The following is a 23,075-nucleotide window of genomic DNA, read 5'->3' as shown; positions in this document are numbered from 1 at the left end:
AAAGAGAAAACAAAATGAACAAAATATACCGCATCATTTGGAATTCGGCCCTCAATGCCTGGGTAGTCGTATCCGAACTCACCCGCAACCACACCAAACGCGCCTCCGCGACGGCGGCGGTTGCCGTATTGGCGACCCTCTTGTCCGCAACGGCACAGGCGAGCACCAACGGTTCGGGGGGGGGTAACGTACCGGATACCGAATTTGACCCTAATAACCCGACTTTTACAGATAAGTATGAAACAGAGGATGAAAATCAGAACCCTAATTACAAGTTTGGCTTGCTTGTCGTTGATAAAGACGGAAAGCTAAAAGATAAGGAGTTTGCAAATGCTAATGATGACGAACAAGGAAAGCGTGCTATTTCAGTAGAAGCTGCTGAGTCTTCAGAAGCTCGCCCCAAGCTGAAAAGCAGCTACCTCTACCTCCGTGAAAACGGCGGGATTGAAATCAACCAAGAGGGACGTTCCGCCAAGTTCAAAGTAAAAGCAGGCGACGGCTTGAAGATTGACACTCAAACCGACAAACTCGTTGCCGATACCGTTGACCTTACCGTTACCAACGGCAAAGTAACCGCCCCTAGCACCGGCAACAATAAAAAACTCGTCAACGCAGGCAATTTGGCAACCGAGTTAAACAAATTAGGCTGGCAGCTTAAAACCACCAACGGTACTGCCGCAGCCGGCAACGGCACGTCCTCGACCGTCAAAAGCGGCGACGAAGTAGAATTTAAAGGCGAAGACGGCGTTACCGTAACTTCAACAACTGATACATCTACCGGCAAACACACCGTTACCATCAGAGCCGCCCAAACCCAAGGCGCAAACACAGGCGGCTCTTGGAAAATCATCGCCGATAAAGAAGGCACGGGCGAAACCGATCCGGCAAACAACACGACCGAAGAGACTGTAAACACAAACGAAAAAGTAACCCTCAAAGCAGGCGACAACCTGAAAATCAAACAAAGCGGCAAAGACTTCACCTACTCCCTGAAAAAAGAGCTGAAAGACCTGACCAGCGTAGAGTTTAAAGACGCAAACGGCGGAACAGGCAGCGCAAGCACCAAAATTGACAAAGACGGCTTAACCATCACGCCGGCAAATGGTGCTGCGGCAGGCACAGGTACGTCTAACGCAGACACAATCAGCGTAACCACATCAGGTATTAGTGCAGGTAACAAAGAAATTACCAATGTTAAGAGTGGTTTGACTAAATACAATGGCAATAATAATGACGCTAAGAAAGACTTGGTTGATTTAAGCAGCCTGACAAACACCGCAACCGTCGGTACAACAAATAATGGTTTAGCCAACAAAGCCGCAACCGTAGGCGATTTAGCGGGCTTGGGCTGGGTGCTTTCATCTGATAAAACCACAGATGATAATGCTAACAAACAATTCCACGCTGCCGTTAAAAACGCAACGGAAGTTGAGTTTGTCGGCAAAAACGGCGCAACCGTGTCCGCAAAAACTGGTACTGACGGTAAACACACCGTAACCGTTGATGTGGCGACAGTAGAAGCCGGCAACGGTCTTGAGAAAGATACTACTACTACCAGTAACACGATTAAGCTCAAAGTCAAATCCAAAGCGGGAGAAGAAAACTTATTAACCGTAGGTACTGACGGCGTGTCCGTTACCAAAGGCGGGTTTAATACAGTAGATACAACAACACCTGCTGGTCAAGGTGCAAGTGCCGATAATCGCGGTAAAGTTACGGTTAAGGCTTCAAACGGCACGGCGACAGCGGACGACAAGAAAAAAGTGGCGACTGTCGGCGACGTTGCGGACGCTATCAACAGTGCGGCAACCTTTGTGAAAGTGGAAAGCACTACTGATGATATTGAAAATGATGCTGCAAACGGAAACACCACTGAAGACCAAGCCCTCAAAGCAGGCGACACTTTGACCTTTAAGGCAGGCAAAAACTTAAAAGCCAAACTTGACGGTAAAAATGTAACCTTTGCTTTGGCGAAAAGCATTGAGACAGACAGCGCGGCTTTGAGTGAGAAGCTGTCTATCGGTAAAGGTACGAATAAAGTTGATATTACCGGCGATGCAGATGGCTTGAAATTGGCTAAAGCAGGTAACGGAAATGTTCATTTGAACGGTTTGGATTCAACCTTGCCTGATGTAACTACAAATACAGGTTCATCAACTTCAGTAACCTTCTCGCCTAGTGAGATTGAAAAAACGAGAGCGGCTACCTTGAAAGATGTTTTAAATGCAGGCTGGAACATTAAAGGGGCTAAAGTTGCAGGCGGTAATACCGAGAATGTTGATTTAGTGGCGGGTTACGACAATGTTGAATTTATTACAGGCGATAAAAATACGCTTGATGTCGTATTGACGGCTAAAGATAACGGTAAAACAACCGAAGTGAAATTCACACCGAAAACCTCTGTTATCAAAGCGAAAGACGGTAAGTTGGTTACAGGTCAAGATGGTAAAGATAATGCCAAACCTGATGCAACTAACGACAAGGACACCGGCACCGGCTTGGTTACTGCAAAAGCCGTAATTGATGCCGTGAACAAAAGCGGCTGGAGGGTAACCGGCGAGGGGACGACTGCCGAAAACGGTGCAACCGCCGTGAATGCGGGCAACGCCGAAACCGTTACATCCGGCACGAGCGTGAACTTCAAAAATGGCAATGCGACCACAGCGACCGTAAGCAAAGATAATGCAGGCAACATCAACGTCAAATACGATGTAAACACTGGTAATGGCTTGAAGGTAGATGATAAAAAAATCACCGTAAACACCGGCGGCGGTTTGAAAATTGAAGGCGGAAAAGTTGTTGCAAGTGTTGGCGGCGGTTTGAAACTGGATAACCAAAAAATCGTTGCAGACACGACCACGCTTACCGTAACAGGCGGTAAAGTTACTGCCCCTGACGCAACCAATGGAAATGGGAAAAAACTGGTTAATGCAGGCGATTTAGTTGATGCGTTAAACAAATTAAGCTGGAAAGCAAAAGCTGACAAGGATACCGATGGCGAAGCAGAGGGTGGGACTGACCAAGAAGTCAAAGCAGGCGAAACCGTAACTTTCAAAGCAGGCAAGAACTTGAAAGTGAAACAGTCTGGAAAAGACTTTACTTATTCGCTGAAAGACGAACTTGCAGGCTTGACCAGCATTACTTTGGGTACGGCTGGAAACGGCAAAACCACGACCAAAATTACTGAAAATGGTTTAACTGTTTCTACCACCCCGACAAATGGCGGCACGGCTACCGAAGTCAAAATCGATTCAGACGGCATTAGTGCGGGTAATAAAGCCATTACCAACGTTGCAAGCGGTTTGAAAACCTACGGGGACAATCAAAACGGCGGGCAAACTCAACCTACAGAAGGAAGTGTTGAAGCCGCCAAGAAAGACTTGGTTGATTTAACTAAACCTGCAACAGGCACAGCAGGTATGACCAATGGTGCGGATGCAAAAGCTGCCGACACCACAGCCGCAACCGTAGGCGATTTGCGTAAACTCGGCTGGGTGCTTTCGGCTGATAAAACCACGAATGGCACAGGCACCGATACGGCATTCCACGCCGCCGTTAAAAACGCCGAAGAAGTCGAGTTCAAAGGCACAGGCAAAGCCACCGTGTCCGCAAAAACTGATACTTCGACAGGCAAACATACCGTAACGATTGATGTTGCAGAAACCAAAATCGAGGCTTCAGACGGCATCGAGAAGACCAATGACGACAAACTCAAACTGAAAGTAAAAACAGGCGATGATAATTTGTTGACTGTCGGTACTGAGGGTGCATCTGTTGCCAAAGGCAAGCTTGAAGTTGTAAGCACCACAGCCAATGGCGACAAGAAAGGTCAGGTAAAAGCGAAAAGTGCAAATGGAACTGATGCTACCGATAAGGACGTGGCAACAGTGAAGGATGTTGCCGACGCTATTAACAAAGCAGAAACTTTCGTAAAAGTAGAAAATTCTACTGAAGATATTGAAGATGCAGCAGCCAATGGGGCAGATAATACCGGAGAAGCCCTTAAAGCAGGCGATACCTTGACCTTTAAAGCAGGTAAAAACCTGAAAGTTAAACGTAGTGGAAAAGAAATTACTTTTGACTTGGCGAAAAACCTTGATGTGAAAACCGCGACCGTGAGCGATAAGTTGTCGATTGGTAAAGATACGAACAAAGTTAATGTAACCAGTACGGCTGACGGTTTGACCTTTGCAAAAGAAAATGGAACACCTGTAGCAGGAAGTGGTGCGCCTGATACGAGAATTTATTTAAATGGTATTGCGACGACTTTAACTGAGCCAAGTGCAGGAGCGAAGTCTTCGCACGTTGATTTGAGTCTTGATGATACGAAAAAATCTCACGCAGCAAGTATTGAAGATGTGTTGCGTGCAGGTTGGAATATTCAAGGCAATGGCAATAATGTTGATTATGTGGCGACGTATGACACAGTAAACTTTACTGATGATGGTCAAGGAACAACGACAGTAACTGTAACACAGAAGGATGAGGGCAAAGGTGCCGACGTTAAAATCGGTGCGAAAACTTCCGTTATCAAAGAGCATAACGGCAAACTGTTTACAGGCAAAGACCTGAAAGATGCTAACCATAATGGTGTAACTGTTACTGAAGCTGACGGTAAAGACGAAGGCAAAGGCTTAGTTACTGCAAAAGCTGTGATTAATGCAGTAAACAAGGCTGGTTGGAGAATTAAAACAACCGCTGCCAATGGTCAAGCTGGTCAAGCCGGAGATAATTTTGAAACCGTTACATCAGGCACAAATGTAACCTTTGCTGATGGTAATGGTACAACTGCGACTGTAACTAAAAATGGTACTGATGGCATTACTGTTAAGTACGAAGCGAAAGTTGGCGACGGTTTGAAGATTGGCGATGGCGATAAAATCGTTGCAGACACGACCACGCTTACTGTGAATGGAGCGGCTGCAAATGGTGCTGTTGATAACACAACTCCGAAAGGTAAAGTCAAAGAGATTACTTCTGAAGACGACAAGAAAAAACTGGTTAAAGCAGGCGATTTGGTAACTGCCTTAAACAGCTTAAGCTGGACGGCGACTGCTGGTGCAGAAGACGGTGGTGAAAAAGAGGGTAATGCAACCGAACAAGAAGTCAAAGCAGGCGACAAAGTAACCTTTAAAGCGGGCGACAACCTGAAAATCAAACAAAGCGGCAAAGACTTCACCTACTCGCTGAAAAAAGAGCTGAAAGACCTGACCAGCATTGAGCTTAAAGGTGCAGCGAATAGCAGTAAAAACGGTGCAAGCACCAAGATTGACCAAAACGGCTTAACCATCACTCCGGCAGCTAATGGTGCGGGCGGCACAAGTGCGCCTAACGCAAACACCATCAGCGTAACCAAAGATGGCATTAGCGTCGGCGGTAAAACCGTTAAGAATGTTACAAGCGGTTTGAATGCTTATGGCGATACGAATAATCCAAATTTCAATACTACCGCTAATTCTGCAACCGATTTGGAGAGACAGCTTGATGCTACTGGTGCTTATACCGGTTTATTGAATCTAAATGAAAAAGGTGCGAATAAACAGCCGTTGGTGGCTGACAGCACCGCCGCAACCGTAGGCGATTTGCGTAAATTGGGCTGGGTATTGTCTAGCAAAAACGGCACAACAGACGAGAAAAGCCAACAAGTCAAACAGGCGGATGAAGTGTTGTTTGAAGGCAAAGGCGGGGCGAAGGTTACTTCTACTTCTGCAAACGGCAAACACACCATTACCATTGATGTGGCAGAAACCAAAGTTGGCGATGGTCTTGAGAAAGATACCGACGGCAAGATTAAAGTGAAAGCTAAAGATGGTGCTGACAACTTATTGACTGTAGATGCTAATGGTGCGTCTGTTGCCAAAGGTAGCTTTGAAACTGTTAAAACTGATGCGCCTAACGCTGGTACAACTGCTGACACAAATCGCGGTAAAGTAGTTGTTAAGGCTTCAAACGGCACGGTGTCCGAAGACGACAAGAAAAAAGTCGCAACCGTCGGCGACGTTGCGGAGGCTATCAACAGTGCGGCAACCTTTGTGAAAGTGGAAAGCACAGAAGATGAAATTGAGGACAATCAACAAGCTGATAATGCAGACCAAGCCCTTAAAGCAGGCGACACTTTAACCTTAAAAGCGGGTAAAAACTTAAAGGTTAAACGTGATGGTAAAGATGTAACCTTCGCTTTGGCAAAAGACCTTGATGTGAAAACCGCGAAAGTGAGTGATACTTTAACGATTGGCGGTAATACACCTACTACAGGTGGCACTGCAACACCAAAAGTAAGTATTACTAGTACAGCTGATGGCTTGAACTTTGCGAATGTGACAGCTGATGCTTCAGGTTCTAAAAATGTTTATTTGAAAGGTATTGCGACGACTTTAACTGAGCCAAGTGCAGGAGCGAAGTCTTCACACGTTGATTTAAATGTGGATGCAGCGAAAAAATCCAATGCAGCAAGTATCAAAGATGTGTTGCGTGCAGGTTGGAATATTAAAGGTGCTAAGACTGTAGGTGGTGCTGTTGAGAATGTTGATTTTGTTTCAACTTACGACACTGTTGAATTTGCCAGCGGCGCAAACGCAAATGTGAGCGTTACGACTGATGATCACAAAAAGACAACCGTCCGTGTGGATGTAACGGGCTTGCCGGTCCAATATGTTACGGAAGACGACAAAACCGTTGTGAAAGTGGGCAACGAGTATTACGAAGCCAATCAAGACGGTTCGGCGGATATGAATAAACAAGTCGAAAATGGCAAGCTGGCGAAAACCAAAGTGAAATTGGTATCGGCAAGCGGTGCAGATCCGGTGAAAATCAGCAATGTTGCGGAAGGTACGGATGACAACGATGCGGTCAGCTTTAAGCAGTTGAAAGCCTTGCAAGACCAAAAGGTTACTTTAACTGCGAGCAATGCTTATGCCAATGGCGGTGCAGATACCGACGACGGCAAAGCAACTCAAACTTTAAGCAATGGTTTGAATTTTAAATTTAAATCCGCAGACCGCGAGTTGTTGAAAATTAGCGCGGCCGACGACACGGTTACCTTTACGCCAAAAGAGGGTTCTGTTCAGGTTGGCGACGACGGTAAGGCTACTATCCAAGATGGTATGAAAACGACCACAGGTTTGGTTGAGGCCTCTAAATTGGTTGAGAGCCTGAACAAACTGGGTTGGAAAGTGGGCGTTGATAAAGACGGCACGGGAGCAACTGAAGGCACATCCAACGAGACTTTAGTGAAGTCGGGCGATAAAGTAACTTTGAAAGCCGGCGATAATCTGAAAATCAAACAAGAGGGCACAAACTTCACTTACGCGCTCAAAGATGAATTGACGGGCGTGAAGAGCGTGGAGTTTAAAGACGCAAACGGCGGTACGAACAGTGCAAGCACGAAGATTACCAAAGACGGCTTGACTATTACGCCGGCAAACGGTGCGAATGGTGCGGCGGCGACTGATGCCGACAAGATTAAAGTGGCTTCAGACGGCATCAGCGCGGGTAATAAAGCGGTTAAAAACGTTGTGAGCGGACTGAAGAAATTTAATCCTGCGAATCCGATTGTCGGTAAAGATTTAGATAACATCACTAAAAATGCCGACGATGCCTATAAAGGCTTGACCAATTTGGATGAAAAAGACGCGAATAATAATCCGACCGTTGCCGACAATACCGCCGCAACCGTGGGCGATTTGCGCGGCTTGGGCTGGGTCATTTCTGCGGACAAAACCACAGGCGACTCAAAGGAATATCACGATCAAGTTCGGAATGCGAACGAAGTGAAATTCAAGAGCGGCAACGGTATCAGTGTATCCGGTAAAACATTGGATAACGGTACACGCGAAATTACCTTTGAATTGGCTAAAGGCGAAGTGGTTAAATCGAATGAATTTACCGTCAAAGAAACCAATGGCAAGGAAACGAGCCTGGTTAAAGTTGATGATAAGTATTACAGCAAAGAGGATATTGACCCGACAACCGGTAAACCGATGACAGGTAAAACTGAAAAATATAAGGTTGAAAACGGCAAAGTCGTTTCTGCTGACGGAAACAAAACCGAAGTTACCCTAACCAACAAAGGTTCCGGTTATGTTACAGGTAACCAAGTGGCTGATGCGATTGCGAAATCAGGCTTTGAGCTTGGTTTGGCTGACGCGGCAGAAGCTGAAAAAGCCTTTGCGGAAGACAAGCAATTATCTAAAGATAAGGCGGAAACCGTAAATGCCAACGATAAAGTCCGTTTTGCCGACGGTAAAAATACCAAAGTGAGCGCGGCAACGGTGGAAAGCATCGATGCAAACGGCGAAAAAGTAACCACAACCTTTGTGAAAACCGATGTGGAATTGCCTTTAACGCAAATCTACAACACCGATGCAAACGGTAAGAAAATCACTAAAGTTGTCGCAAATGGTCAAACTAAATGGTATGAACTGAAAGATAACGGTTCGACTGATATGGACAAAGAAGTTACCCTCGGTAACGTGGATTCAGACGGCAAGAAAGTTGTGAAAGACAACGATAAATGGTATCACGCCAAAGCCGACGGTACTGCGGATACATCAACACAAGCGGTTGATAATTCAAAAGTTTCCACCGATGAAAAACACGTTGTCAGCCTTGATCCGAACAATCAATCGAACGGTAAGGGCGTGGTCATTGACAATGTGGCTAATGGCGATATTTCGCCAAATAGCAAACAGGCGGTAAACGGCAGCCAAATTTTCGCATTGACCGGCAACAAAACACCGAATATCACGAGTATCACGGTAGATAAGGATGGTAAAACGGTAAACGTCGGCACAGCCGGAAACGCGAACGATACCAACAAAACGTATCACAACGTCGTGGTGGGCGAAGACGGTAAAACCCCGTTATTGACCACTTATAATGTGGAAGGCAGAAAAGAAGTTATCACCAATTCGGTGGTTGAAGCCATCTACAATATGAATGAGCAAGGGATTAAGTTCTTCCACTCCAACGACGGCAAAGCGACTAGCAGAATCGAACGAAGCAATGAAATCGATTCCAGCGCAAGCGGCAAATTTGCAACGGCAATCGGCGCGAAAGCCGATGCGGCAGGCGAAAATGCCATTGCCTTCGGCTACGGCTCAAAAGCCTTGCGCGATAACACTGTGGCGATTGGTACGGGCAACGTTGTGAATGCGGAAAAATCCGGCGCATTCGGCGATCCGAACTACATCGAAGATGGTGCAAACGGCAGCTACGCTTTCGGTAACGATAACCGTATTACTTCTAAAAACACTTTTGTGTTGGGTAATAGTGTTAATGCGAAACGTGGTGCAGATGGCAATGTGCTGACTGAAGAAAAAGAAATTATTGGAAAGGACGGCAATAAGACAACGGAAAAAGTACCGCAAGCCTTAGGTAAAACCGTAGAAAATTCCGTTTATCTCGGTAATACTTCGACCGCGACAGAAAATCCGGGCAGCAACCTGAAATCCGACGGTACGGCGGGTAATACCACAACCGCCGGCGCGACGGGTACGGTAAACGGCTTTGCCGGCGCGACGGCGCACGGTGCGGTTTCTGTCGGCGCGAGCGGCGAAGAAAGACGTATCCAAAACGTTGCGGCAGGCGAAATTTCCGCCACTTCCACCGATGCGATTAACGGCAGCCAGCTGTATGCGGCAACCAAAGGTATCGCCGATCAGGCCGTCGGTATGGTCAGGGCGTTGAAACGCGAATTGGAAGGCGTTGCCGCCGGTGCTAATGCCGCAGCCGCCTTGCCGCAATCGTACCTGCCCGGAAAATCGATGATTTCCGCCGCGACGGGCGCATACGGTTCGACAGGCGCACTCGCCGTCGGCTACTCCAGCATCAGCGACAACGGCAAATGGGTGGTCAAAGGCCAGCTCAACGTCAATACCCGAAGCAAAGCCGGCGGCGGTGTCGGCGTGGGCTATATCTGGTAACAACCCCGAAGCGTTGAAAAATGCCGTCTGAAAGGCTTCAGACGGCATTTTTATTGCCCGGTCCGATGGTTCGCAACGGGAAAACCGTATCGCATAACGGGCGGATGTGTATTTCAGAGGGCGCGGGACAAGTGTGTAGGGTAAGGCGTAGCAACTGTATTTTTCACCCCATTGGGCAAAAATACCAAAACTCAAATCAAGCCGTTCGGAGGCGGCTCAAAAAAAAACGGTACTTCGCAGCAAAAGTACCGTTTATCGGGATTTCAGGTTTTATTCTTCGGGGCGTTCGCCGTCGGTTTCGTCCTGCGTCCCTTCGGTGATGTGCATTTCTACGCCGTTGAGGGCGCGGATTTTTGCATCGATTTCGTCGGCAATTTCGGGGTTTTCTTTCAGCCAGACGCGGACGTTGTCTTTGCCCTGACCGATTTTCGCGCCGTTGTAGCTGTACCACGCGCCGGATTTGTTGATGATGTCGTTTTTCACGCCGATGTCGATCAATTCGCCTTCCCAACTGATGCCTTCTCCGTAGAGGATGTCAAACTCTGCCTGACGGAACGGGGGGGCGACTTTGTTTTTGATGACTTTGACGCGGGTTTCGTTGCCCAATACTTCTTCGCCTTTTTTGATGGATCCGGTGCGGCGGATGTCGAGGCGGACGGAGGAGTAGAATTTGAGGGCGTTGCCGCCAGTGGTGGTTTCGGGGCTGCCGAACATTACGCCGATCTTCATCCGGATTTGGTTGATGAATACAACCAGCGTATTGGTTTTTTTGATGTGTCCGGTCAGTTTGCGCAAAGCCTGGCTCATCAGGCGCGCCTGCAGTCCGACGTGGCTGTCCCCCATATCGCCTTCGATTTCGGCTTTGGGGACGAGTGCGGCTACGGAATCGACGACTACCATATCTATGCCGCCCGAACGGACGAGTGTGTCGCAGATTTCCAATGCCTGTTCGCCGGTATCGGGTTGGGACAGGTAAAGCTCTTCGACTTTTACGCCGAGTTTGCGGGCGTAAACGGGATCGAAGGCATGTTCGGCATCGACAAAGGCGCACACGCCGCCGTTTTTCTGGCATTGGGCGACGGCTTCGAGGCAGAGTGTGGTTTTGCCGGAGGATTCGGGGCCGAAGATTTCGACGATGCGCCCGCGCGGCAGGCCGCCGACTCCGAGGGCGAGGTCTAATCCGAGCGATCCTGTGGAAATGACTTCGAGGTTTTCTTCCTGCTGGCTGCCGTCCATTTTCATGATGGCGCCTTTGCCGAAACTTTTTTCGATTTGCGCCAAGGCGGCGGCAAGGGCTTTGCTTTTGTCGTCTGACATTGGGGTTACTCCGGAACAAATGCGGTATGTAGGATGCGGCGCAACACGGGCTGCGGCGCGGGATGTGATGGGCGGCTATTATCGCATGTTTCCCTTTTGGGGACTACCGTCCGCTTCGGCACAAATGCCGTCTGAAACGGTTCAAACGGCATTCGGGAAGCGTGCGTCAGGCGATTTCGAGCCACATGACCTGATAGGGCTGAAGCGTCAAATCCTGATTCAAGCTGACAGTTTTGCCGCCGATGAGGTCGTGCGCCTTGAAAGGCATGGCTTGCAGGGTATGCGCGGTAACGGTTTGCGGATATTCGCTGAAGTTGCCGAATGCCAAAAGCGCGTTGTTGCGGATGTAGCCGATGATGTGTTTGTTGTTGGTGTTGAAAGTAACCAGCCTGCCGCCGTCGAAGCGCGGATTGCTTTGGCGAACGGCAATCATATGGCGCAAGCCCTGATAGATTTGCCCGGCTGCGGTCGACGGATCGTTGCGTTGCGCGTACAGGGCTTCGTTATAACGCGGACGGTGCGCCCAACGGCTGTCGTCGCTTTTGTTGCCGTCTTGCGCCCAGCCGTCGTCGTTGGGCGTGCCCACTTCGTCGCCGAGGTAAATCAGGGGCAGCCCGCCGGTACTCAATGCGATGCTGTACAGAAGTTTGATGCGGCTGACGGCGTGGGGGTCATTTTGAGCCAAGCCTGCCAATGCGGCGGACGTACCGCTGACGCGGCAGTCGCCCGTGTTGGGGTTGTATTGGAAGGGTACGCCACGCGCGAAGCTGCCGTCGAAACGGTTGACGAAGAAGCGGTTGAGGAACTGGCGGTGATCGTAGCCGCTTATGCCCAGATATGCCGCATCTTCATCGGCAAACGTCCAGCCGATGTCGTCGTGGCTGCGGACGTAGTTGACCCAGGCGGTATGCTCGGGCAGGTTGTGGCGGTAGGTCAGCGCCTGATGGAGCAGGTTGACTTCGCGCGTGGCAAGGGTGTTCCACAACAATGCCATTTGCAGGGGGTTGTAACCGATTTGGCATTCGTCCTGCCCGATGTATTGGACGACTTGGTCAGGGTGGACGATGGCTTCGGATTTGAAGAACACGGCGGGCGCGGCAATACGCATAACGGCATTGAACGCGCGGATGAGGGCGTGCGCCTGCGGCAGGTTTTCGCAGCTTGTACCCATTTGTTTCCAAATAAAGGCAACCGCATCCATACGCAAGATGTCAACGCCCAAGTTGGCAAGGAACAGCATTTCGCCCGCCATTGCGCGGAATACCCACGGGTTGCTGTAATTCAAGTCCCATTGGAAGGAATTGAACGTCGTCCACACCCAGCGTCCGTCTTCCAGTTGCGAGAAGCCGCCCGGGTGCTGGTCGGGGAAGATTTCGCGCAGGGTGCGGTCGTATTGGTCGGGCATCCGGCGGTCGGGGAAAATATAGTAGAAATTGTCGAAAAGCGGGTCGCCGGCGGCGCAGCGTTGCGCCCATTCGTGTTCGTTGGAGGTGTGGTTGAAGATAAAATCGACGACGGCGGAAATGCCGGCTTCGTGCAGCGCGGCAATGACTTCGCGCAAGTCGCCTATTGTGCCCAGTGCCGGATTGACATCGCGGTAGCTGCTGACCGCATAGCCGCCGTCGCTTTTGCCTTCGGGACATTTGAACAACGGCATCAGGTGCAGGTAGGTCAGACCAAGCTCTTGAAAATAAGGGATTTTGGCTTTCAGACCCTTCAAATCGCCGGCGAACAAATCAACGTAGCACACGCCGCCGACCTGTTTGTTGGACAAAATCCAATCGGGGTTGTTTTCGCGTTCGATGTCAATGTTTTTCAGGGACGCGCTGCGTTGGGAATAGCTCTGCCATGCCTGCGCCAGCAGCATTTCCAGCATAGGCAGCAGGGCTTCGTTGTTGCCGTACACGCTGTCGAGTTCGTTCATCAATTTGTGGAAATGCGTATCCATGCGGCGCGAAAACTGCTGCCAGTCTTCTGATTTTTCGATGCCGGCGCGCTGTTCGGGTGTGTAGATGTCCAAGATGCGCGTTTTGAGGTGCTGTAAAATCAAACCGACTTGCTGCGTGGGGGTCAACATGATGCCTGCTCCGATTCTGAAGTTTCCGACCGGCGGTCTGCCGCCGTATCCTGCAAATGCCGTGTAGGGCGTGTCGTGCAATCATACTGCAAGAACTGCGGACTGACTAGAAAAGACAGGGCTTGTGCCAAGTCTGCATTCCGATATGCGGATGCTGCTTGATTCATATCAAGCCGGCCGCACAGAAATGCCGTCTGAAACATTGCCTGCGCCTTTGCTATAATTGCGTCTTTACCGTTCCCTTCAGTCGCAACAACCGCCATGCACACCAGCCTGACCGTCAAAAATACCGTTATCGGAAGCGGGCGCACCAAAATCGCCGTGCCGCTTGTCGCCCGCGATGCCGCCGAACTTTCCGCCGTACTTGACCAAATCAAAAACCTGCCCTTCGACATCGCCGAGTTCCGCGCCGACTTTTTAGAATGCGCGGGCAGCATCGGCGAAGTATTGCGCCACACGCAGACCGTCCGCGACGCGCTGCCCGGCAAACCGCTGCTGTTTACGTTCAGACGGCATGGCGAAGGCGGCTCGTTCCCGTGTTCGGACGGTTATTATTTCGAACTGCTCGACGCGCTGATTGAAAGCCGCCTGCCCGACATCATCGATATCGAGCTGTTTTCCGGCGAAACCGCCGTCCGGCGCGCCGTGGCAAATGCTCAGAAAAACGGCATCGCCGCCCTGCTCTGCAATCATGAGTTCCACCGCACGCCGCCGCAAGAAGAAATCGTATGCCGTCTGAAACAGATGGAGGACTGCGGCGCGGACATCTGCAAAATCGCGGTGATGCCGCAAAGCGCGGAAGATGTGCTAACTTTGCTTTCTGCCACGCTCGAAGCGAAACAGCTTGTCGCCAAACCGGTTGTTACGATGTCGATGGGGCAGACGGGTGCGGTCAGCCGGCTTGCCGGACAGGTGTTCGGCTCAAGCATCACGTTCGGTTCGGGAACGCAAAACTCCGCGCCCGGGCAAATCGGCGTATCCGCCCTTCGTGCGGCACTCGACTGCCTCGAAGGCGGCGCAGACTGATTTCAGACGGCATCAAAACATGATGAAACTTAATCCCCAACAGCTCGAAGCCGTCCGTTACCTCGGCGGCCCCCTGCTCGTCCTTGCCGGCGCAGGCAGCGGCAAAACCGGTGTGATTACGCAAAAAATCAAGCATTTGATTGTCAATGTCGGCTATCTACCGCATACCGTCGCCGCAATTACCTTTACCAACAAAGCCGCTGCGGAAATGCAGGAGCGCGTCGCCAAAATGCTGCCCAAGTCGCAAACGCGCGGGCTGACGATTTGCACGTTCCACTCTTTGGGCATGAAGATTCTGCGCGAAGAGGCGAACCATATCGGTTACAAAAAAAACTTCTCCATCCTCGATTCCACCGACAGCGCCAAAATCATCGGCGAACTCTTAGGCGGCACGGGAAAAGAAGCCATATCCAAAGCGCAGCACCAGATTTCCCTGTGGAAAAACGATCTGAAAACGCCTGAAGATGTCGTTCAGACGGCCTCTAATGCGTGGGAACAACAAACCGCGCGCGCGTATGCAAGTTATCAGGAAACCCTGCAAAGCTATCAGGCAGTGGACTTCGACGACTTAATCCGCCTGCCTGCCGTGCTGTTGCAGCAAAACAGCGAAGTGCGCAACAAATGGCAACGGCGGCTGCGTTATCTGCTGGTTGACGAATGCCAAGATACGAATACCTGCCAATTTACCCTGATGAAGCTGCTGACCGGCGCGGAAGGGATGTTTACCGCCGTCGGCGACGACGACCAGTCCATCTACGCATGGCGCGGCGCAAACATGGAAAACCTACGCAAAATGCAGGAAAACTATCCGCAGATGAAGGTCATCAAACTGGAACAAAACTACCGCTCCACCGCGCGGATTCTCAAAATCGCCAACAAAGTCATCGAAAACAACCCCAAGCTGTTTACCAAAAAACTTTGGTCGCAATTGGGCGAAGGCGAGCCGGTTAAAGTCGTTGCCTGCCAAAACGAGCAGCACGAAGCCGACTGGGTCGTCAGCCAAATCGTCAAACAAAAACTCATCGGCGGCGACAAAACCCAATATGCCGATTTCGCCGTGTTATACCGCGGAAAACATCAGGCACGGATTTTCGAGGAAGCATTACGCGGCGCGCGTATCCCCTACCGGCTCTCCGGCGGACAAAGCTTTTTCGACAAAGCCGAAATCAAAGACGTGTTGTCTTATGTGCGGCTGCTTGCCAACCCCAATGACGATCCCGCCTTCCTGCGCGCCGTTACCACGCCCAAACGCGGCATCGGCGATGTAACGCTGGGCAAGCTCAACACTTACGCGCACGAACACGAATGCAGCCTGTATGAAGCCGCACAAAACGAAGAAGCCCTTGCCACGCTGAACAATACCAACCGCCAACACCTGCAAGCCTTTATGGATATGTTCGGCAGTTACCGTGCCAAAGCCGAAACCGGCGAAGCGGGCGAGGTCATCAACAGCCTGCTCGAAGAAATCGACTATGAAAACCATTTGATGCAAAACGAAGAAGGCAAAGCCGGTGAAATCAAATGGCGCAACGTCGGCGAGTTGGTATCATGGTTTGCGCGAAAAGGCGGAGAAGACGGCAAAAACGTCATCGAACTCGCCCAAACCGTCGCCTTGATGACGCTTTTGGAAGGAAAAAACGAAGAAGAAACCGATGCCGTCTCGCTATCCACGCTACACGCCGCTAAAGGTTTGGAGTATCCGTATGTTTTCCTTGTCGGTTGCGAAGAAGGTGTTTTGCCGCACAACGACAGCATCGAAGAAGGCAACGTCGAAGAAGAACGCCGCCTGATGTACGTCGGCATCACCCGCGCCAAACGCCAACTCACGCTGACCCACTGCGTCAAACGCAAAAAACAAGGCACATGGCAGTTCCCCGAACCCAGCCGCTTCATAGACGAAATGCCGCAGGAAGATATCAAAATCCTAGGCCGCAAAGGCGGCGAGCCGATTGTCAGCAAGGAAGAAGGCAGACGCAACCTTGCCGATATAATCGGAAGGCTCGACAGCATGAAAAAAGGCAATCCGTCGGATTAAACCAAGATAGGGAAACGAAGCCGGAGACAATTTGCAGCTCGAGATATGGAGGGGTCTTCTTTGTATCACAATCAACTGAATAAGAGTCAGATGAATAAGAGAAGAAATGATGGTGGCTTCTATCATTCATATGACCCCAACAATGTCAAAGATGGAAGAACTTTTATATCTAAAGATGACATTGAGTTAAAAATGAGTCAGGGAAAAACAGCAGAAGTTGATTCTAAAGGACATATGATAAATAATACTCATATGATAAATAATACTCACTAGAAATATGAACAGCAAAACTAAACTTCGAGTTAATAAAATAATCGAACTGAAGCATCATATTGAGAATTGGGAAACTCAAACAAGCGAAGAGATCGAAAAGCTTCTTGTTGATTTTGAGAAACAGCCTAGGCAAGAAATGTCTTCTTATTATACGGAGCTTTTTAGAGATGTTCAATTTGCAGGTGTTTTGGTGCAAATAGCAAATAAGTATGCGGAAAACAGTAAAATCAATCGCTGTATAGTATCTGCTCTTGGCATGATGATGTGGAGGTATAAGCTTCCTGAGAATGAGGAAATATATCGCCTTATGTTAGCGAATATTCAAAGAAAGGGAGTAGCTCTTTTTGTAGCATTTCATCTCCCTAAGATGAAAATGTTTGAGGAATTCCCGAATAAATGGGCCTATTTTATGAGTATACCTAAACTCTCTCCTAAAAAGACTTCTGCGGAATACTTTACTAACTTGGTCGAAGAATACATTTACTTTGTACCTATGATGTATAAGTCAGAATTGATTCAATACTTCAGTTTGAAATATAGTGAAACAAAAAGTGAATATCTAAAAGATAGATATAAAAAAATACTAAGTATAGTGGATTAACAAAAACCAGTACGGCGTTGCCTCGCCTTAGCTCAAAGAGAACGATTCTCTAAGGTGCTGAAGCACCAAGTGAATCGGTTCCGTACTATTTGTACTGTCTGCGGCTTCGTCGCCTTGTCCTGATTTTTGTTAATCCACTATAAAGCAGCCATGCCGTCTGAAAACCGTTCAGACGGCATATTTTTTGAACGGCGCGCGGCAAGCGGTTTACGCCCACAAATCCTGCTGCTGATTTTTCGGCACAAGGCGGCCGACACCGATACCGATGAGGCGGAACGCGTCTTCCGTCTGCGGCGGGACGCGCGCCATCAACATTTGCGCAGCCTGCAGCAGAGCTGCGCAGTCGGGCAATACGGAGGAATAAGTCAGCGTGCGCGTGATGATGCGGAAATCGTAGGTCTTCAGCTTGAGCGTTACGCTTTGGGCTTCGACGTTTTTGCGCGTGATTTGCCGCCACAGGTCTTCGGCAAGATGGGGCAGGTGTCCGGCAGCCTGCTCGAGCGGCAGGTCTTCGGGCAGGGTGATTTCTGTGGAGATTTGGAGGCGTTCGCGTTCGGCTTTGACGGGGCGTTCGTCCGTACCGCGCGCCAAATCATAGAGGCGGTAGCCGTAGCGTCCGAAATGGTTTAAGAGCTCGCCGCGCTCGAAACGGCGCAAGTCGCCCGCCGTCTGCATACCCAGCGACTGCATTTTTTTCAGCGTTACCTTGCCCACTCCGGGGATTTTGCCCAAAGGCAGGATTTCCAAAAATGCCATGACTTTGTGCGGCGGCAACACAAACTGCCCGTTCGGCTTGCGCCAGTCCGACGCGATTTTCGCCAGAAATTTGTTCGGCGCGATGCCTGCGGATGCGGTCAAACCCGTTTCCGCAAAAATGGCGGCACGGATTTCTTTGGCAACTTCGCTGGCGTAAGGGATGTTTTTGAAATTACGGGTAACGTCAAGATAGGCTTCGTCCAGCGACAGGGGTTCGATTAAATCGGTATAACGCCTGAATACGGCATGAATCTGCGCGGAAACCTGACGGTACAAGTCGAAATGCGGCGGCACATACACCGCTTGCGGACACAGCCTTTTCGCCGTTGCCACCGACATCGCGGAATGCAGCCCGAACTGCCGTGCCTCATACGATGCGGCGCAAATCACCGAACGCGCGCCCTCCCACGCGACGACCACCGGCCGCCCTTTCAAATGCGGCTGTTCGCGCAGTTCTACCGATGCGTAGAACGCGTCCATGTCGATGTGGATGATTTTGCGTGAAGACATCGGCTCTGCTGAGGATAAAAGGGATATTCTACTGCCGGCATCGGGCAAATTCCAAATATAGTGGATTAAATTTAAACCAGTACGGCGTTGCCTCGCCTTAGCTCAAAGAGAACGATTCTCTAAGGTGCTCAAGCACCAAGTGAATCGGTTCCGTACTATTTGTACTGTCTGCGGCTTCGTCGCCTTGTCCTGATTTTTGTTAATCCACTATATACGTCCCGATAGGCCTGCCTCCATAAAAATGCCGTCTGAAACATACCCTGTTTCAGACGGCATCCGCAAAACTACGGTTTTCAATTAAAACTGCCAATCCAGTTTCATGCTGACAGTGCGCGGCTCTCCATAGAAGTTGTTTGCGCCGCGCGTACGGTTGTAGTTGTTCTCAAAATAAGTGCGTCCGTTTAAGTTCGTACCGATGAGGCTCAATTTGGCGTGTTTGCCCAATTCGTAACGGACGAAACCGTCTATCAGCCCGTAGCCGCCCTGCCTGATGTTGTACAGGCTGCTTGTGCCGCTTTGTGCGGACACGCCGCCGCCGACGGTCAGCCCCGTATTCGGTATATGGAAGCTCGTTCCAAAACGGAATATGTGCACGGGTGTGAAATTGCTGAAGTTGTACGGGTCTGCGCCTGTGTTTTTGGCGAGGCGTTCGGCGTTGACTTCGGCGGCGTTTTTGTAGCGGCTCTTGTTGTAGGTGTAACCCGCAAAGACTTTCCAATCTTCGTTCAACTCACCCGACAACTCGAATTCCGCACCCCTGCTGACCACTTTGCCTATCGGTTTAGCAACGGTTTGGAACGACCCCTGCTTGCCGCCTGCTCCGGGAACATAGCCAAAATCGACGACCGTGCGGTTTTTCTGTTCGAGGTAAAACAATGCGAACGAAGCATTCAGCCGTCCTTGCAAGAACGCGCCTTTCCAGCCTACCTCATAGTTTGTGCCGACCAAAGGCGGCAAAACGGTTTTGGCACTGACATCGACATTATCCTGCTGTTTGAAGATTTTGGTATAACTTCCGTAAATACTCTGTTGCGGTGTCAAGTCATAGGTGATGCCTGCATAGGGCGTCAATTTATGACCTTGCATCTTGGCCGTGTAATGGTCCTGATCCGCCTTAATGCTCGATGCCGTCTGAAAATCGCTTGCCGGCTGCCCATAGCGGACAGGCATATCTTTGGTTTGCGAGGTTTCATAGCGCGTGTAGTGCAGCCCGCCCAAAAGGTGTAGTCGACTGGTTACGTTGAAACGCGTGCTGGCAGTCAGCGAATGGGTTTTGTTGGTGTTGAGGTATTTGGCGTAGTTATACAGCGCAGGAACATGGTCGTCGGCCACTTTGACGGTTTTCCAAACCGGCACCGTACCGGAAAAACCGCTAAAGGCAGGCGTGCCGTCGGGATTGGTCTCCTGAATCTTATTGCCTTTTTCGTCCAGTTCATATACATCGACATATACCGGCGTCCGGCTGCCGCTGTATTCGTCATAGTAATATACCTGTTTGCCTTCGGCATCGAGCTTGGGCTCGGTTTTTATTTTCTTGGCATTCCTGCATTCTTCGGCATAAACGGTACGGTTGCCTTTTTCATCGTACGCCTTCCAATCGGGTTCTTTATGCCCCCTGACCAAAGGAGACGACAAATCGCCGTCCGGCTCCTCCTGACAACTTCCCGCATACACGCCGTGCGTCGCCCCCGTATTCGGACGTACTCTGTGGCGGCGTTCGTAGATTTCCAGATATTCGGAACGTATCTTTTCATCGCCGTAGGCATAGCCGACAAAGAAATCGTGTTCCCGCCCGAACAGCCCATATGTGCCGGTCAGGTCAAGTTTGATTCCCCATTGGCGGTCGTCTTTGGTATGCCGCAACGGCATATAACTGTATCGTCGGTTGGCGGTAGCCTTCCGATTAAAGGAAGAGTCATACAGACTGTTTGGAAAACGTTGTGCCGCATTATTAAAGATGCCCTCCTTCGCAAGGGCTTTATCGACAAATTCCGCCTTGTCGGCATCAACGCCCGGATCACCCCAAGAACCTTGACAGATAAAGTCCAGCGCGTCAGGGTCACTCATACACTTGTCAAAACCGGCTTTGCGTTCTGCGACACGGCGGTTGCGGTACTGTTCGAAAGCAGTATTATCGAAACGGTTTTTAACAAAATCGTCTTTGCGCTCACGGTATTCCTTGGCGGTTTCGTCACGATATGCTTTCAGTTTCTCCAATGCCTTATCTTTCGGCTCGAACGGGATGACTTCGTTTTTTTCGGTCAAAAAGCCTACCGCATCCTCACCCGACAAACCCGCCGCATGTTCGTTTTTCAGAAAAAACTGCCCCACCTACGCATCGGATTCATTCTTGGTATAAGACACTTCGGCATTGAGCTGCCAACCGTTGTCAAACACATGTTTGAAACCTGAGAAAAGGTTGTATTTGTCGGCACGCAACCGCGACCAATCCTCCCCCAAATAAGTGTTGCGCGGCAGTTGCAAAGGCCGGTTGCAGGCAGGCGTTGAACTGAACGGGGCAGTTTTCTGATTCTCACAGGGCAAAATAATGCCTGAAAAATCAGGGACCTCCCTACTCTTCTGATACATGCCGCCCAAAGTAAACACACTGCTGTCGCCCGCATCGGCTTCGGCAATGCCGTAAACCATATGTTTCCTGCCCCAAACGCGGTCTTTAAACGATTTTTTATACTCTTCCGCACCCACCAGCCTTCCGCGTAAGGTATTCGCCTTATTCAGGCTGCCTGAAACATCCAACACTGCACGCCGGCTGCCGCGATGGTCGGCGGTCAGCTCCCCGGTATGTTTAAAAGAAGCGGTAGGTCGCTTACGGATCAAATTGACGGTTCCACCCGGCTCTGAATTGGATTGGGTCAACCCCGTTGCACCCCGTACAACTTCAATATGGTCATAAACCGCCAAATCGGTACTCGGAGACACGTCGATTTTCGCCGTATATCCCGAACGGCCTGCAACATTGACGGTCATACCGTCTTCACCAATCTGATCAATATAGAAACCGCGTGACAAAAACCGCGTCTGCAAGCCTGAATCGCGCACAACGTTGACACCCGTCGTGTTTTTCATTGCCTCTTCAAGCGTATGCACCGCCTTATCGTCAAGGCGGCTGCGCGTGATGACGCTGACCGACTGCGGCGTATCCTTGCCCGCAATCCTCATACCTGTGGCGGTAGACATCCGATCTATCGTATAAGAACGGGTCTTTTCGGTCTTGCCCGACAAAGCATGAGAGCCGCGTACATTGACCGTATCCAGACTGACGGTATTGCCGTCTGAAACAGGCACAACACCGTCTGCAAAAGAACCACCGTAAGCCGATAACAGCATAACGGTCAGAATTTTAAGTGAAAAATGATTTTGATTCATAGAGACCTCTGTAATATGCAAGTGTGCAAATCGTCCAAAGGCCCTCACAACTGTTTTGATTTTTTATATTAATTGAAAAAAAGTAATTCTCAATTAAATTTATAGATAGGATTGTATTCCCATTTTGACAAAAAACAAACTGCTCCTTACCGTTTATTTCAAAAAACGATAACATTGTATTGAAAAATATCCGAATTTAAATACAGACCGTCAATGCGGAAAAAAACACCCAAATTGGCTATAATCCCGACAAACACACTCAAGGACAACAACATGGCAGCCTCGCCCGAAGCAAAATTCACTGAAGAAAAGATTTTGTGGGTCAAACACCACACTCCGAAACTCATCACTTTCGCCATCAGCCGTCCCGAATCCTACCGTTTTAAAGCGGGACAGTTCTCCCGACTCGGTTTCTACGAAGGGGAAGGCTTTATTTGGCGTGCCTACTCCATCGTTTCCGCAGAATATGCCGACACGCTCGAATATTTTGCCGTACTCATCCAAGACGGCCCTATGTCGGCCCGTTTCGCCAAAATGCAACAGGGCGACACCATCCTGCTCGATAAAAATGCCACCGGCTTCCTCCTGCCCGAACGCTTCCCCGACGGCAAGGATTTGGTGATGCTCTGCACCGGCTCCGGCATCGCCCCCTTCCTTTCCATTCTCGAACAACCCGAAATCCGGCAGCGTTTCGATACCGTCAACCTGATACATTCCGTATCTTTTCCCGAAGAATTGATTTTCAACGACCGGCTCGCCGCTTTGGCGAACCATCCTTTAGTCGGCGAATACCAACACACATTCCATTTTGTTCCTGTTGTTACCCGCCTTGCCTACCCCGATGGCTTAAGCGGAAAACGCATTCCGGAACTCTTAAAAAACAACAGCATCGAACAGGCGCTGCATACCAAGTTCACCCCCGAATCCACACGGTTTATGATTTGCGGCAACCCGGAAATGGTCAAAGACACTTTCCAAACGCTGCTCGGTATGGGTTACGCCATGCACCGTAACCGCATTCCCGGTCAAATTATGATGGAAAACGGCTTCTAAAAACCACCCTACTTGTCCGATGCCTTCGGATGGAAGGGCAAACCGACACGGCACGAAAACCGCGTCGGCAAAAATGCCGTCTGAAAAAGTTCAGACGGCATCTTCGGACACATTGCC

Annotated in this window: 9 protein-coding genes and 1 pseudogene; 6 read left to right on the top strand and 4 right to left on the bottom strand. The window is 49.9% G+C overall.

From position 1 onward, the window contains the following. Positions 1-14: 14 nt before the first annotated feature. On the top strand, positions 15-9,923 hold the full coding sequence (locus tag Q9I99_RS02815) for a Hia/Hsf adhesin N-terminal domain-containing protein (protein WP_301668189.1): 9,909 nt from the start codon (positions 15-17) through the stop codon (positions 9,921-9,923). Between the two features lie 270 nt (positions 9,924-10,193). Here Q9I99_RS02815 and recA read toward each other — a convergent pair whose 3' ends face one another. Next, entirely contained in the window at positions 10,194-11,240 is a 1,047-nt protein-coding gene (recA, locus tag Q9I99_RS02810; RefSeq protein WP_002223618.1) for a recombinase RecA, read from the bottom strand. A gap of 166 nt (positions 11,241-11,406) precedes the next feature. Then, positions 11,407-13,317, bottom strand: coding sequence for an alpha-amylase family protein (locus Q9I99_RS02805; RefSeq protein WP_301668188.1), 1,911 nt, complete (start codon positions 13,315-13,317; stop codon positions 11,407-11,409). A 261-nt stretch (positions 13,318-13,578) separates the two neighbouring features. Between Q9I99_RS02805 and aroD the strand changes: the two genes are divergently transcribed. The 4 genes from aroD to Q9I99_RS02785 all read left to right on the top strand — a co-directional run bounded on the left by aroD (position 13,579) and on the right by Q9I99_RS02785 (position 17,252). Beyond that, the gene (gene aroD, locus Q9I99_RS02800) at positions 13,579-14,343 is read left to right on the top strand and encodes a type I 3-dehydroquinate dehydratase (RefSeq protein ID WP_301668187.1); all 765 of its coding nucleotides are present in this window, start codon (positions 13,579-13,581) and stop codon (positions 14,341-14,343) included. 19 nt (positions 14,344-14,362) lie between these two features. After that, a complete protein-coding gene (gene rep / locus Q9I99_RS02795) occupies positions 14,363-16,378 on the top strand; it encodes a DNA helicase Rep (protein WP_301668186.1) in 2,016 nt (671 codons plus the stop codon). Between the two features lie 90 nt (positions 16,379-16,468). Continuing rightward, positions 16,469-16,651 (top strand): hypothetical protein, encoded by a 183-nt coding sequence (locus Q9I99_RS02790; protein ID WP_301668185.1) that lies wholly within the window; start codon positions 16,469-16,471, stop codon positions 16,649-16,651. Positions 16,652-16,655: 4 nt separating this feature from the next. Continuing rightward, positions 16,656-17,252: a hypothetical protein gene (locus Q9I99_RS02785; RefSeq protein WP_301668184.1), complete on the top strand. Its 597-nt coding sequence runs from the start codon at positions 16,656-16,658 to the stop codon at positions 17,250-17,252. Between the two features lie 207 nt (positions 17,253-17,459). Here the strand turns inward: Q9I99_RS02785 and dinB are convergent, their stop codons facing one another. Together dinB and Q9I99_RS02775 are read right to left on the bottom strand one after the other, a co-directional pair. Beyond that, positions 17,460-18,518: a DNA polymerase IV gene (gene dinB / locus Q9I99_RS02780; RefSeq protein WP_301668183.1), complete on the bottom strand. Its 1,059-nt coding sequence runs from the start codon at positions 18,516-18,518 to the stop codon at positions 17,460-17,462. Positions 18,519-18,815: 297 nt separating this feature from the next. Beyond that, positions 18,816-21,905 (bottom strand): annotated as a pseudogene (locus Q9I99_RS02775) (TonB-dependent siderophore receptor). 273 nt (positions 21,906-22,178) lie between these two features. On the opposite strand from Q9I99_RS02775, the gene Q9I99_RS02765 reads away from it, so the two are divergent. After that, positions 22,179-22,958, top strand: coding sequence for a ferredoxin--NADP reductase (locus Q9I99_RS02765; RefSeq protein WP_301668180.1), 780 nt, complete (start codon positions 22,179-22,181; stop codon positions 22,956-22,958). Positions 22,959-23,075 lie beyond the last annotated feature (117 nt).

The organism is Neisseria basseii (assembly GCF_962707005.1).
GTDB lineage: Bacteria > Pseudomonadota > Gammaproteobacteria > Burkholderiales > Neisseriaceae > Neisseria > Neisseria bergeri.
This window is presented reverse-complemented; position numbering and strand designations above follow the sequence as displayed.